Genomic DNA, 13607 nt, shown 5'->3' on the forward strand with positions numbered 1-13607 from the left:
ACTCTTCCGGATAAGGCTTCGGCACAGCGACATCCTTCCCACCTGCCCCACAGGGCAAGCCACTTCAGATGTCACCCGATCGTGCGGCAGACCCGCCGACGTCCGGCTGGCTCCTCTGAGCCCCGAGCAGTGGAGGCACCTGAAGTGCGGTGATGTGATCACCATGTACGAAGCCCGACCTGTTTCCGGAACGGCCACTGTGATCGAGGTCCTGCCGCCGCGCGCCTGAGCTCATCTCGCGTCAGGCGGGCTCCGGCTGCAGCCAGGTGATCTTCGAAAACCGTTCGAGCTCAGATGGCGGGACCAGTACTGTTCCAGCGTGATGAAGCCGGATGGGATGAAGTTGGGGATCGAAGCAGCGCGCCTTCTCGCCGTTGCGGACTGCTGCGAGATAGCTCCGGGGCTGAGCGAGATCGAGCTCCAGCGTATTGAGCAGGAGTACGGCTTCGAGTTTGCCGACGACCACCGGGCTTTCCTGGCGTCGGGCTTGCCGGTCAGTCAGCCGCCCGAAGAGGGGGACACGTGGGAGAACCCGTGGCCGGACTGGCGCCACGGCGACCCCCAAGGGCTCCGAGAGCGGCTTGAGTGGCCGGTGGAGGGCGTTGCCCTGTCGGTCCGACGCGGCTACTGGCATCCGAGCTGGGGGCAACGGCCAGAGGATGCCGACGAGGCCCTTCAACAAGCTCAGGCGCTGCTTGCTCGGGTCCCCAAGCTCGTTCCCATCTACGGGCATCGGTTCCTGCCTGCCGGCCATGGCTCCCATGGTCACCCGGTTCTCTCAGTGTGGGGCACCGACATCATCTGTTACGGCACTGACCTGGTCGACTACGTCAACCACGAGTTCGACGATTTCGACGCCCACACCCCCGACGACTGGCGCCCGCAGGCGACCGTCTCGTTTTGGCGGGATTTCCTGCGCAAGACTTGATCTCGTGGCGGCAACCGTCCCGGATGCGTGGTCGACTCACAATGGGCCTGACGCGGTTGGTGGGGTTTCGGGCTCGGCGCTGCTTCGTCCGGCGTTCCGGCGGAAGTCGGGCATGCCGAGGTGGACGGTGGACGGTTGTGCTGCACGCTCGCGCATGGCCTCCAGCTTTTGCGCTGCGGCGGCCATGGTGGTCTCGATGGCGGCGACCTCGCCAAGCCAGCCCTGGTCCCGGGCTTCCCGGAGGCGGTCGACGAGGTTGGCGTGGATCTCCTGGAGACGTGGCATCTGGGCCGGGTCCACGAGCAGTAGGGGACATCTGACACAGGCGTTTTCATGCTGGCACGGGGTCGCGTAGTCGCGGCCGCAGGTTCCCAGGGCGACCTTGCGGAGTTCGAAGTGGGCCAGGAACTCGTTCCACTCGGTGGCGGTGAGGTCGCGATATTCCTCGCTGGGCCGATCGCTTCTGCGGCGCGCGATGAAGGCCCGGTGATGGGAGATCACGTCCTCCGGGTAGATCGCGGTATAGCCCATGGTGGTGTCCAGAGCGGCGTGGCCGCAGATTTTCGCGGCGATGTGCGGGGGCAGTCCGGAGCGGATGGCGTCTGTCACGAAGATTCTTCTGAAGTCGTGGGGGCGCCATTCGAGCGGGTCGCCGGCCACGGTGATCTGGGCGGACTGCGAGGTCGCGACCAAGCACTCGCGGATGTAGCTGCGGGTCAGCGGTCGGTCCTCGGTGCCGTACCGGCGTTGGAAGAGGAACGGCATGGGCGGGCTCCAGGTCTGCTCGAACACGTCGTAGGCCGACACCAGCGGCAGGGCGGCGTTCCCGGCCCGGACCCGGAAGATCACCGCTGTCAGTACCTCCGCCAGCTCCGGGGAGACCAGAAGCAGGCGCTCCGAATCGGTCTTCGACGGGGCGACCTGCAGCATCGGCACCACCTCGCCGGTGGTGGGCAGGGTGTAGGCGATGAAGCTTTGGTGGGTGAGCTCCAGCATCTCCTCGATCCGGATGCCTGTGTGCCGCAGCACCTCCACCGTCGCCCAGGACCAGAACGCCGCCTCCTCCTCGTGGGTCAGATTCCGCCGCCTGCCAGCGGAGGCCTCGGTGACGTAGACGCGGCGGGCCTGCCCGAACCCGCAGCGCTCGAACTCCTCCCCGGCGACCAGGAACCGTCCGCCGGCCGGCGTCGCCCGAGCCGCGGTGATGCGGGCCTCGGCGTCCTTGCGCTGCCGGTCGACGGCGCGAAGCAGCGCGGGCAGCAGCGGCAACTGGGTCCGGGTCCGCTGATCCATCCAGGGCTTCACCCCGGACCTGGACTTCTTCGTCGCGCACTCGTTCGCCTTGATCGGACACGGCGCCACCCACGGCGCCCACCGCGCCGGATCGTCGGCGGCCCAGCGGGCGATGTCCTGGTAGAACGCCCGGACGAACACCAGCTCGCTGCGGAAGTTCACCCGCGGCCGCACCGGGTGGCCCTGGGCGTCACGGATGAAGGCCAAGCGTTCCTTCCATGCCTGCGCGACCTCAGGTGTCAGCCGCAGCAACTCGATGCCGGGATGGTGGATCTCCAAGTCGCGCCAGAACAACCGGCACAGGTTGCGGGCGATGGAACGCAGCGAGACGTGGTCGAGCTCGGGAGCCCGCTCGGTGAAGTACTCAACCAGCAGGTCACGGACGGCCCGGCATTCAATACCGTACGCGTCGACGATCTGCTCGACGCTGCGGCGTCCCTCGATGCGGAGCGCCCGCAGCCGCAGCGGTGCGCTGGCCGGGAGCACGCCAGTCTCCTTGAGCAGGGCATAGAACAGCGGCCGGCCGGCGCTGCCCCGGAAGTGGTGTTCCTCCAGTGCGGCGGTCAGCTCGATGCAGTCGCCGACGGTGATGTCGCCGACCAGCCCGCCCTTGCGGATCACGATCCAGGTGAGCTTGTTCAGGGCATCGGACCTCGCCGTGGGTGTCGCGTGCTGAGCCAGCTGTTCGAGCCGATGGAAGGCATCGGGGTCGCTGGCGGCCCGGGACTCGGTGAGCATCACCGTCACGCGCTGCCGCAGCAGCCACGGGTAGCTGGGGCGGATCGCCTGCCCGGCGACCAGGAGCACCAGTCCCGTGGCCAGCTCATCGCGCCAGTGGCTCTTGGGTGTGCCGCGTCCCTGCAGGGCCAGATCGGTCCACTCGAAGCCGGCGTCGTCCGCCCCGCTGGCCATCCAGCGATCCTGCCAGGTCTCTCCGGGCTGGCTTTCGAGCCAGTCCAGCAGCTTGCCCAGGCCCCGCCGCCGGGTCTTGTCGCGGGTCAGGCCCGCACCCGGGTCGGTGAACAATCCAAGCAACCACTCGACCAGGCTCTCCCGGCTCTGACGGGTCTGCCACCAGCTCGCTTCGCCGACTCGCGGTTCCCACTCCAGCGCGTTCCCCACCTCATGTGGCTCGACGGCCCTGGCGACGTCGACGTTCGCGGTCGGGTTCACCGGCTCTCGCCGCCCGCAGCCGAGGTGCCGAACAGCGCTGCCAGCACCTCGGGACGGTAACCCGGCGCCGGCGGGGCCGGCGGCTTGGCCTGCTCGGCGCGCTGTCGTTCATGGTGGGCCAGAACGTGGACGACGACCTCGTCAGGCGTGGGAGCGATGTAAATTTCCGTGGTGGTGATGTGGGCATGTCCCATGACCCACTGCACGTCGGCGAGGGTCAGGTTCGGATCGCGGACCATCCTCTTGGCCGCACTGTGCCTCAGGTCGTGGAGGGTCCAGTTCGCGCCGAGCAGCTGGTTGGCACGGGTGAAGACCATCCGGGCCGCGTCGTACTCCAGCGGGCGGAAGGGCCGTCGCAGAGTCCACCACAGCGGCTCCGACGGGTGCTTGGGGACCATGCCGCGCAGTTCCTGCTGGTAGAGCCGCAGCCACACGAACGCGTCGGTGGAGGCGGGAAGGTGCTGCAGGACGTGGCTGCCCTTGCGGACCACGCCGATCGTCTGGTCCCCGGGCGAGACCAGGCCCTGCGGGACACCCAGCAGCTCGGAGGCACGGGCGCCGGTGGAGATGTAGAACGCGATCAGAGCCCTGTCCCGGTTGTACTTCAACTCGGCGAACAGGTCGTTGAACGCCTGGTCAGGAATGATCCTCGGGGTCGGCTTGGGCTCCTTGGGCTGATAGGTGCCTCGGCGCGAGGGCTGCCGGAACGGCTGCATCGGGTTGTGATGCGCATTCGGAATCCCCTCCTCGGCAGCCCCTCCCCGCGGGAACGGGTTGATCAGCGGTCGGCCGTGGGTCTCTCGGTGGTACTCGTAGAACGAGCGGATCACCGCGCGAGCGTGCCGCCTGGTCCGAGCGGCATAGTTCTCGCCGGGCGCGGCCTTCCCCGTGACCGGGTTCACCGAGCCCGGGGCGGGGGCGTCGGGACGGCGCCGCCGGGGCGGCTTCTTCGTGGTCTTCAGCCACAGTGCGAAGTCACGGGCCTCGACGCGGCTCGCCAGATGCCAGGGAACGTCCACGGCACGTAAGAACCGGACCCACGCCAACAGCTCATAGGCGTAGGAGCGCAGCGACCTCGGACTCGCGTCGTCGGCGAGCATGTGGTGAAGGAATTCACTGACCGCAGCCACCTCGGTGCCATCAGCGTCTACGAGCCGGAACGGCTGCAGCGGGTCATCGCTCTTCTCGACGCGGCCGACCCTCGCCACCTTCAGCGCCGCCACATCCCGGACCGTCGTGCTGTGCTCTGGCATCCATACCTCCACGGGCCGACCTCGACGACACGCGATGAAACCAGATCCACCACCACACACGCAGTCACCGCGACCCGCCAGCAGGAGCCACAACCCCCTTGTTGTCACTATGAGTTGACCTCGAAGGGAGCTCAAACTAGTTCGGTCAACGGGACGTGTTCATGAATGCAAGGGGTTGAGAAAGCGCGTCCGCAGAGCCCGGTGGCGACCTTTCGCCGCTCGAAGTGGCCGAGGAATTCCTGCCACTCGGAGTCGGTGGGAGTGCGGTATTCCTCGCTCAGACGAAGGGCTCTGCGACGGGCGAGGAAGGCCAGGTGGGCCCTGACGGTCTCCTCCGGATAGACCGCCTTGTACCCGATCGTCACGGATATGTCCTGGTGCCCGGCGATCACCTGTGCGATGTGCGGGGGCAGGCCATTGAGGATGGCGTCCGTGATGAAGATTCGGCGGAAGTCGTGCGGAGTGTAATGCAGTGCGGTGCCGTCGGCCTGGTCAACCAGGCCAGTGTGGGACAGAGCATCATCCAGCAACGCGCTGACCCGCTCCCGGGCGATGCGCTGCGGTTCGGCAGCGACACGGCGCTGGAACAGCAGTGGGGCCGGCGGCAGCCAGACGTGTTCGTGGTAGTCCCGGGCGCGGACGAGTGGGACCGCGCCGCTGGCGTCGCGGATCCGGCAGATGATCGCGCTGAGCACGTCGGCCAGTTCGGGGCTGACCACCAGAAGCCGTTCGGCGTCGGTCTTGGACGGGGCGATCTGCAGCAGTGGGACGATCTCCCCGGTGGTCGGCAGCCGGTATTGGACCAGGCTGTGGTGGCTCAGCTCCAGCATCTCCTCGGCGCGGACGCCGGTGTGCCGCAGTACCTCGATGATGGCCCAGGCCCAGAAGGCGTTGTCCTCCTCGCGGTTGAGCAGGCGCCGCTGCCCGGTGGCCAGGTCCTCGGCCCACACGTTGTCCGGGTTCGCGTGCGGCCGGCGGATCCGGATCAGGGTCTGACCGGCGGCACTGAACTGCTGCCCCGGGCTGGCCTGCTGTCCGGCGGCGAGCAGGGCCTGGGAGTCCCGTCGTTGTTGGTCGGCGGAGCGGACGAGGATCGGCAGCACGGGGAGCCGTTCGCGGGTGCGGGCGTCCATTCGTGCTTTGCGCCGCCGGGTGGTCTTGCGCCGGTTCAGGTCCTGCTGGCTGACGGGGCAGGGCGCGACCCACTGCCCCCACCGGGCGGGGTCCTCCAGGGCCCACTGGGCCAGATCCAGGTAGAACGCTCGGATGCAGGCCAGGGTGTCCTGGTAGCCGAGTAGCTCGACGGCGACCTCGATCCGGTCCCCGCTGCCGGTGGTGGTCGTGGTCCGCCGGGTGCGCAAGCGCTGCTTCCAGGCCGCGGCGACGTCGGCGGAAAGATGCAACGAGTCGATGCCGGGATGGTGCAGCTCCAGGTCCTGCCAGAAGCACTTGGCCAACTGGTAGGTCTGCCCGCGCAGCGTGCCGTAGTCCAGAGCGGGCTGCCGTTCCTTGAGATGCTCCACCAGCAGATCGCGGATCGGACGGCAGGCGATCGGGTAGCTGTCGACGAGCTCCTCGACTGGGCGCTGACCGATGCTGCGGATCTTGCGCAGTGTGGGGACGCCAGCGCCGAAGACGCCTGTCTCGCGCAGTGCCCGGAACGTGGCCGAGCCGGAGCGGCGGCTCCCGCGCATCTCGGCCTCGACTGCCAGAACCTCCAGCAGGTCCCCGACCACGATGTCGGCCACCGTCCCGCCCTTGGCGGCGATGATGACCGCGGTGCGGAACAAGGCGGCACGGCGGGCCAAGTCGCTGATCCCGGGATCGGCCCGGCAGAAGTCGTCCAGCCGGGCAAAGCCGCCAGCGTCGCGGGAGCGGATCATGTTCCGTGCGAGCTTGCGCTTCTTTCCCCCGGTGAGCAACCAGCCCAGCGAGGGTCGGATGACGTCGGCCCCGATCATGACGACCAGGGAACTGGTCATGGTCTCCAGCCGGGTCCGCGAGAACTTGCCGCGCCGCTCCAGCCAGCTCGCCGGGCCGTCGGCCCACCGCTCGCCAGCCGCATCGGCGCCGCTGGCGTGCCAGCGCTGGTGCCAGGTCCGGCCCGCTTGCTCCTGCAACCAGTCCAGCATCAGCATCAGGCCGCGCCGACGGAAGTCGTGGCTGCGAGGGTCTTCCTGCCGCGGCGTCGCCTCGATCCACATCCGCAGCACCTCGTCGCGGTCCATTCCGGCAGCAGGCCAGTGCGCCGAGACGGGTCGCAGCGGGAACTTCGCGGTCTGCTGCTCGGCCGAGAGATGAGGCCGGGAGACCACAGGTGCAGCGGCCAGGTGTTCGGCGGCGATCACGCGATACCCTTGCCGAATAGCACGTTCATCGTCTCCGGCCGATAGCCCGGGGCCGGAGCGGGCGCCTTCCGCTCGGCGGCCTGCCGACTCTGCTCGGCGTGGTGGACCAGGACTCGACGGATCACGTCTTCCTTGCGGGGCGTCAGGTAGAGCTGTGTCGTGGTGAGCTGTGCATGTCCGAGGACGAGCTGGACGTCCGTCAGCGGCAGCGCCGGGTCCTCGGCCATGCGGAACGCTGCGGTATGGCGTAGTGCGTGGAGCGTCACCGAGGTTCCCACCAGCTGATTCACTCGCTCGAACATGCGGTGCACCGCGTGATAGGTCAGCGGGCGGACCGGGCGTCGAAGCGTCCACCACAACGGCAGGCGACGGCCCCTCGGGATGAGATCGCCCATTTGGACCTGGTAGAGCCGCAGCCAGACGAACGCGTCGGTGGACGCCGGGAGTTCTTGGACCGCACCTGTGCCCTTGCGGACCACCGAGATCAGCTGCCGCCCGGGGTCGACTCCGCCTTGCACCGTCGACAACAGCTCCGAAGCCCGCGCCCCGGTGGAGACGTAGAACGCGACCAGCGCCCGGTCCCGGTGCGAGGGGAGCTTGGCGAAGATCTCGTTGAACTCCTCATCCGGGATACTGCGCGGAATGCGCTTCGAGACACGGGGCCGGTAGAGACCTGTCCGCTCCTTACGGTGCGGCTCCATCGGACTGTGGTGCGCGTTCACCCGGCCGCTGCGGCGCGATCGGTCCAGCGGGAACGGGTTGACCAGTAGGGGCCCGGTAGCGATGTCCAGGTGGAAGGCGTAGAAGCAGCGCAGCACCGTCTCGTTGTGCGCCCGTACTGAGGCCGCGTACGGCTTCGCTTTACCCCGTGACGGCTCCGGTAGCTGCCCCGAGCGCCAGTGCGAACGATCAGGCTGCCCGTTGACCAGTAGCCACCGGCAGAAGTCCCTCGCTTCGAGTCGTGTGGCGCGGTCCCACGACATGTCGATCGCCCACAGGAAGCGGAACCAGCGCAACAGGTCCATCCCATAGGAACGGACCGTCGCCTCAGCGCGGCCGGCCGCCTGCAGATCACGGAAGTAGTCCGTCACCGCCTGGACGCCGACGCCAGCCGGATCGACCAGACGATACGGCTCCCACCGGCTTCCGGTCGCCAGCAACGACCCGACTGCAGGAACGACCAACGCGGCCAGGTCTCGATGCTCTTCGTCGTCTCCGATCACGACCAGGAAACGTAGACCCTGGAACGCTTATCCATCCCCTGAACTGCGGAATCTCTGGCCGTAGTTCAGTCAACAGATGGGAGTTCCGCGCGACCGTCGGCGTCAGGTCGATCCCGCAGTCGTAGTCGTCCGCCGGCAGCGACCGCAGCCGCTCGCGCTCGGCCTCGAAGTCGAACCCGATCGAGGTGGGCCGGCCGTGAATGTGCCGGGCGTCCTCCGCGACGTCGATCGCGGCCAGGCGCTCGTTCAGCTCCGCCAGCGAGTCCACCTCAGGCGGCGGGACCAGATGCTTGCGGCGGAACCGGCCGCCCTCGTGCTCCACCCCGCCCTTCTCATGGGCGCCGTCCTCACCCGGCGCGCAGTAGAACGCGGAGAACTGGATCTTCCGTGGGTTCACGAAATCTGAAGGCTCCGTAGCGCGAACTCAGGGGCTCGAAGGCGGTTCTGCTGCGTCGAGGGGACCGGTTGCCGCAGTGAACGAAGGTGGGTGGCAAGCCTGGACTCGGCTCAGGTGGAGGATGGTTGAACGTCAGCCCGTGACGCGATCCGGCGGCATTTGCGCGAGACTGTGGGGTGCCTACTTCCAGATCGCTTGCAGCCTCCGACGAGATACGCGCGTACCTCGTCGATCAGTTGAATCTCGCCCTGCGTCGTCCCGGAATGTTCGGGAGGGAGTCGGAGCCGGCCCTGCGCATGCTGATGGATCACTTGCTGTTCGTGGAGTGCCAGCCCAAGGCATTGGCCGAGCAGCAGCGTGTCTGGGAAGAGCGCGGTGCCTGGTCCAGCGCCGGCGTCGCGGGCGTGTTCCGCGATCTGGTCCCGGACCGCTCTTACGAGTACGGCATTGCCTCGGTGTATGCCGAGTTCGCGCACCGCCGCGGCTGGCTCAAGCCGGACCGCGTACTGGACCGTGACGAGTACGCCGCCCTGGAGTGTTCGGTCCGCCAGTGGGCGGGCGAGGACCGGGTGTGGTCGGACGTCGTCGACGAGTTCGGTACCCCGTCCATGCTGTTCGGCGGTAACAACCCCTACTACGGCAAGACCCTCGGCTACCTGACTGAGAACCCGGAGGAACCGATGGTGTCCTTCCACCTCTGGAACGGCAGTGCTCCGGGAGTCGAGCAATCATGGCCGCCTGCGCACGAAGAACCCCTCCTGCTGGCGGTGCGCTTCGGAACGGGGCCCTTTCGCCAGACCTTCACCTTCACACCGGAGGGCCGGCGACGGCTCCCTGCGGAGTAAAACTCAAGATCAGCGGGTGTTCGGTTCCTGCTCCGCTTCTGATTCGGCCACTGCGCTGGTGTAGCGGAGGCTGGCCTTGGCGCCGAGGGAGAAAACGTGCGCGAGGTGGAGGGGGTCCGCGCCGTTGACAAGAGCTTCTTCAAGGATGCGGTCCTGCCTCAGCTGGTCGACGCCCACGGGCAATTCCTTGACCAGCCTGTCCATCCAGAACGTGCCCACGGCCGTTGCGGTGGTGGCGGTGTTCCTGGTGATCAGAAGATGCGGGTTGGTGCTGTTCGGCCATCGGCGCTGACGGTAGGCGAAGTACTCGCTGATCGCCTCGGCGGTGTAGTCGTCCAGGGGACGATTCAAGCCCTCGGGGTCCAGTCGCCGTCCAGGCAGGTCCACATGCTCGACCAGCATCGAGCGAATCTGGCGGGCGGGCAGCGCATGGATGCCGGACAGAGCCACGACCACGCGAAGGGCCGGATCCTGCAGTGCGGCGACTGCGACGGACTCCACCTCGTCCGCAGTGAGTGATGCGGGGATCTTGATCGCCACCCTGCCTCCCTTGATGCCTCGCATCGGGTTGGCGAAGATCAGCCGCTCGGCCTTGAGCGTGCTGAACAGCGAACGCAGGGCACTGGCGTCGTATGCGCGATAGGGCCGGTCGGCAAGCCAGCTGGTGATCTCGTCGCGGGTGGCCTGCCGCAGGGTTGTGTACTTTCCGGCGTACTCGGTCAGGAACGGCAGGATGCTCCTCAGGTTCGTGATGACCGTTGCGCGGGCACGAGGCCGACGGCGCGGAGCCCCGTGTCTCAGGATGCCGATCCAGACGTCCAGTTCAGCGCGGACATCTGGGGCAAGGAAGGACAGGTGTTCCTCGCACCAGGCGTCCAGCGCGTCGGGCCGATCGTCGAGGAAGATGTCGAGTTCCTCGAACACCTCCAGGACGTGGTTGGCCGGCACTGCCGTGTGGGTGAGCTGGGTGATGGTTGAGGCCCGGATTGGCTCCCCTGGCCGGTGAACCGCGCAAAGAATGCGGATGCCGCGTCGCACTGAGCCGAGAGTGCGGGGCGGCCAGCCGCGCAGTTCCGCGATCCTGGCGGCCCGGGCACTCAAGGATGCGGACAGCTGAGGATCGAGTGGTGGCGCCTTGCTGCTGACTCCGCGAAGCTCGCGCGGCATCTCGAACAGCAACAGCTCCGTCCAGCGTGCCGGAACACGGTGCGGCTGCTGCGATCGTGGTTCCGGCGGAACAGGCTGAGGCTGGGGGCCTCCGCGTGGTCGCAGGGTGCCGATGATGAAGAGCTGGTGTCCTGTGCGGGCGGCTACTGTCAGGTCGACGCGGGCCTTGTTGTCCGGTCCGGCGATCAGGCTGGCCTGGCGACGGCAGAGGCGGCAGATCCCGTCTATCGCGGCGACCTCGCGTGTGCAGACGTCGCAGCGGCGGCTGGTGGCTTTCGAGGTGAAGCCCCAGCATGCTTTGCAGCGAGGACGGTCGATCCAGCCCCATCCAAAGCAGTCCCGGCAGCTGCGGGTGGCCCAGGGTCGTGATCGCCGGACTGGCGAGCTCATAGCGGCGGCCCAGATCGACCCGGCCGGCGCTGGTGCATGATCGGACTGCCGCCGACGACCTGCTTCTCTGCCTCCAGGGTCGTGGTCTCCTGCCGGACGCCGGCCTTCTCCGGGACGAGGAGGTCGGAGGTCGTGCAGTCGAGCACCTCGCAGATGATGTCGAGGTCGGCCAGGCGGACGGTCAGCGGTCGCCCGGACCACAGGTGGGACATCTTGCCGGCCGAGATCACCAATCCGGCGTCTGCCAGCATCCGTTGGAGCTCGGACGCCTTCCAGATGTCGCGCTGTGCGGCGACCATTCGCAGGTTCCACTTCATCAGCGTGTTCCTCCGAATCGTGCCGTGGCACGTTGCCCCGCTCGGATCCAGGCGTCTTCGACGTGGGACTTCGCGACGTGCACGTAGATCATGGTCGTGTTGAGCCATTCATGTCCGAGGATCTCTTGGATGGCAACGACGTCCATGCCGTTGCGGTAGAGGTCAGAAGCGGCGAAGTGCCGCAGCACATGCGGCGTGAGCTGGCCGACCTGGTGAGGAAGATGCCTGGCGACCGCCTCGGCGAGCCCGGTCCTCAGAGCATCGTCGGTCACGGCCCTGCTGGAGCCGTCGCCGTATCTGCGTTCCGAGGGAAACAGCGGAGCACGAGGGTCGTTGACCTTGTCGTCGAACTCCCAGCGCGGCCCCGTCACCCACCATTCCAGCAGGTCACGGGAGCCGTTGATAAGCGGGACGAGCCGTTCCTTCTTGCCACGGCCCCGGCTGCCCTTGCCCTTGAGGAGGACCTTGCCGAACCGCCCCAGGTCCCAGCGAACGTCGCCGATCCGCAGCAGGCACGGTTCCGAGATCCTCGGCCCGATGAGGCTGGCCAGCCGCGCGGCAGTGTAGTTCCGGGCGGCCGGAGCGTACTTGCGTGCCTCTTCCATGTCGCACCGCCACCCGCCGAAGAGCCCTGTGATCTCGACTTCTGGCGGCGGGATCCGCAACCTCGCAGAGGTGCCGCCACGCGGCCGGTTCATCTCGTCCAGCGGGGACTCGACAACGAAGCCGGTGGCCGCGTGGATGCCAGCCTTGTGCCGTAGTTCGAGGAACTCAAAGAACACGGAGAAGGCAGCGGCCTGGCGAACCTTGGTGCCCGACGCTGAGTCGCGGCGGTGTCGCCCGAAGTACCGGTCGAGGTCCTGGGCCTCCATCTCCCACAGAGGCCGGCCGAACCATTCCCGCAGGCCGAGAACGGGGCCGACGTCGCCGCGGATGGTGTCGTCGAGGACTCCGGCAGAGGCCCGGGCGAGGACGAACTCAGCCAGCAGATCCTGCTCGAAGGCAGCGACCTCCTCGGAAGTCTCCAGCCGAAACTCCGGCCGCAGATCGCGCACGACGGCCAGTGCCATCCCGTTCCTCCCCTTCAGCTATCCAACGACTCCGCCATGACAGCCGAGGAGACTTCAGGATTTCTGAGGAACGAGCATCAATCACCCGATCGTGTCCACGAGACTGCAAGTCCCAGATCACACAGCCATCGAGGTCGCTGACGCAGTCGGGAAGCAACGGGAACCCACGGAAACATGGACATACCAGGACTTGAACGACGCCCACCTGGCCGACTCCAGCCGGGAACGGCCGAAGAGCACCTGCTTGACCGCGGGCTTGAGGTTGTCGTAGCGGATGTGCACCGACGGCACCCCGCCCAGCACCGTGAACGCCTCCACGTGTCCTTCCAGGAACGCCTCCTGGGACGCGGTCGCGTAGACCCGGTGCACCGCTTTGCCCGAGTAAGACAGCCGCAGGGTGAACAGCACGCACTTGCGCCGCTGCCCGGCCAGGTCCAGCCAGAAGTCCGCGAAGTCGACCTCCGCCTCCTCGCCCGGCCTCTTCGCCTGCGGCAATCCCGTCCAGGTGTCGACGCCCTTCCAGGGCTTCCGCACGGATCTGCGGCCGCCGCTTGGACACGTACTCCCAGACCGTGGTCTGGCGGGCCAGCTCAAAGTCGTGCTCCGCCGCCAGACGCTCCATGATCCGCGGGATCGTGTGCTTCTGCTTCGCCGGCGCGTCCAGGTCCTCGCGCAGCATCGCGTCGATGAAGCCCTTCACCGGCTCCAGCACGCTCTTGCGCGGCGGCGGCGACTTCCGTTTCGGCGGCACTGGCGACTCCAACACCTTCCTCACGGTGTTCCGCGACACCTTGAACCGCGCGGCGAGCTCCCGCCCCGACAGCCCCTGCTCGCGATGAGCCCGGCGGATCCTCTCGAACAGCCACTCACGTGACCTGTGCACCAGCGGTCTCCCTGACCTGGACCGTGATCAACAGGCACAGCGTGACGGCCAACCAGAGCAACCTCTCGCGACTACTCCGAAAGCGGCATGTTCCACACCATCACACCGACTGGCTCCCGAACTCACCGAAGAACCACCGGCTCCCATTCACACCGAAGCCCTGGCTCTACTTCGCCCCGATAAAACAGGGCCCGCGACGTGATCGCGGCGACGCTCATGGCCGTCTTCGCCGGCAGCTGGCTGCCCTACTCGCTCATCATGCTCAGCGGCGCCGCCGACGGCCTGAAGGTGCTCGGCGTCTTCAACCTGGCGCTCCTCTG

Annotated in this window: 11 protein-coding genes; 3 read left to right on the top strand and 8 right to left on the bottom strand. The window is 67.5% G+C overall.

What is annotated here, in order from left to right:
* The first annotated feature begins 322 nt into the window (after positions 1-322).
* Positions 323-928, top strand: coding sequence for an SMI1/KNR4 family protein (locus tag GGE06_RS41855; RefSeq protein ID WP_221519103.1), 606 nt, complete (start codon positions 323-325; stop codon positions 926-928).
* A gap of 36 nt (positions 929-964) precedes the next feature.
* Here GGE06_RS41855 and GGE06_RS43945 read toward each other — a convergent pair whose 3' ends face one another.
* The 4 genes from GGE06_RS43945 to GGE06_RS41875 form a co-directional block, all read right to left on the bottom strand.
* Positions 965-3394, bottom strand: coding sequence for a tyrosine-type recombinase/integrase (locus GGE06_RS43945; protein WP_312883496.1), 2430 nt, complete (start codon positions 3392-3394; stop codon positions 965-967).
* A complete protein-coding gene (locus tag GGE06_RS41865; RefSeq protein WP_184933319.1) occupies positions 3391-4647 on the bottom strand; it encodes a tyrosine-type recombinase/integrase in 1257 nt (418 codons plus the stop codon). Before GGE06_RS41865 ends, GGE06_RS43945 begins: the two co-directional genes overlap by 4 nt.
* A gap of 131 nt (positions 4648-4778) precedes the next feature.
* Positions 4779-6995, bottom strand: coding sequence for a tyrosine-type recombinase/integrase (locus GGE06_RS43950; protein ID WP_221519101.1), 2217 nt, complete (start codon positions 6993-6995; stop codon positions 4779-4781).
* Entirely contained in the window at positions 6992-8218 is a 1227-nt protein-coding gene (locus GGE06_RS41875; RefSeq protein WP_312883497.1) for a tyrosine-type recombinase/integrase, read from the bottom strand. Before GGE06_RS41875 ends, GGE06_RS43950 begins: the two co-directional genes overlap by 4 nt.
* A 633-nt stretch (positions 8219-8851) precedes the next feature.
* Between GGE06_RS41875 and GGE06_RS41880 the strand changes: the two genes are divergently transcribed.
* Positions 8852-9460 (top strand): hypothetical protein, encoded by a 609-nt coding sequence (locus GGE06_RS41880; RefSeq protein WP_221519102.1) that lies wholly within the window; start codon positions 8852-8854, stop codon positions 9458-9460.
* Between the two features lie 9 nt (positions 9461-9469).
* Here the strand turns inward: GGE06_RS41880 and GGE06_RS41885 are convergent, their stop codons facing one another.
* The 4 genes from GGE06_RS41885 to GGE06_RS43315 all read right to left on the bottom strand — a co-directional run bounded on the left by GGE06_RS41885 (position 9470) and on the right by GGE06_RS43315 (position 12938).
* Positions 9470-10639, bottom strand: coding sequence for a site-specific integrase (locus GGE06_RS41885; RefSeq protein ID WP_184933321.1), 1170 nt, complete (start codon positions 10637-10639; stop codon positions 9470-9472).
* A 374-nt stretch (positions 10640-11013) separates the two neighbouring features.
* Positions 11014-11334 carry a helix-turn-helix domain-containing protein gene (locus GGE06_RS41890; RefSeq protein WP_184933322.1) on the bottom strand — a complete coding sequence of 107 codons (321 nt, stop codon included), beginning with the start codon at positions 11332-11334 and terminating at the stop codon, positions 11014-11016.
* Entirely contained in the window at positions 11334-12404 is a 1071-nt protein-coding gene (locus tag GGE06_RS41895; protein WP_184933323.1) for a tyrosine-type recombinase/integrase, read from the bottom strand. The genes GGE06_RS41890 and GGE06_RS41895 overlap by 1 nt, the downstream gene beginning before the upstream one ends.
* 117 nt (positions 12405-12521) lie before the next feature.
* Positions 12522-12938 carry a hypothetical protein gene (locus GGE06_RS43315; RefSeq protein WP_246533106.1) on the bottom strand — a complete coding sequence of 139 codons (417 nt, stop codon included), beginning with the start codon at positions 12936-12938 and terminating at the stop codon, positions 12522-12524.
* Positions 12939-13090: 152 nt separating this feature from the next.
* Here GGE06_RS43315 and GGE06_RS44230 point away from each other — a divergent pair, with 152 nt between their 5' ends.
* Positions 13091-13243: a hypothetical protein gene (locus GGE06_RS44230; protein ID WP_376773656.1), complete on the top strand. Its 153-nt coding sequence runs from the start codon at positions 13091-13093 to the stop codon at positions 13241-13243.
* Positions 13244-13607 lie beyond the last annotated feature (364 nt).

The organism is Streptomyces nymphaeiformis (assembly GCF_014203895.1).
Classification (GTDB): Bacteria; Actinomycetota; Actinomycetes; order Streptomycetales; family Streptomycetaceae; genus Streptomyces; species Streptomyces nymphaeiformis.

Bases quoted from the DNA above. Each gene is read 5' to 3' on its own strand.
- GGE06_RS41855 (WP_221519103.1), top strand. From the start codon at position 323: ATGAAGCCGGATGGGATGAAGTTGGGGATCGAAGCAGCGCGCCTTCTC.
- GGE06_RS41865 (WP_184933319.1), bottom strand. From the start codon at position 4,647: ATGCCAGAGCACAGCACGACGGTCCGGGATGTGGCGGCGCTGAAGGTG.
- GGE06_RS41890 (WP_184933322.1), bottom strand. From the start codon at position 11,334: ATGAAGTGGAACCTGCGAATGGTCGCCGCACAGCGCGACATCTGGAAG.
- GGE06_RS41895 (WP_184933323.1), bottom strand. From the start codon at position 12,404: ATGGCACTGGCCGTCGTGCGCGATCTGCGGCCGGAGTTTCGGCTGGAG.
- GGE06_RS44230 (WP_376773656.1), top strand. From the start codon at position 13,091: ATGAAGCCCTTCACCGGCTCCAGCACGCTCTTGCGCGGCGGCGGCGAC.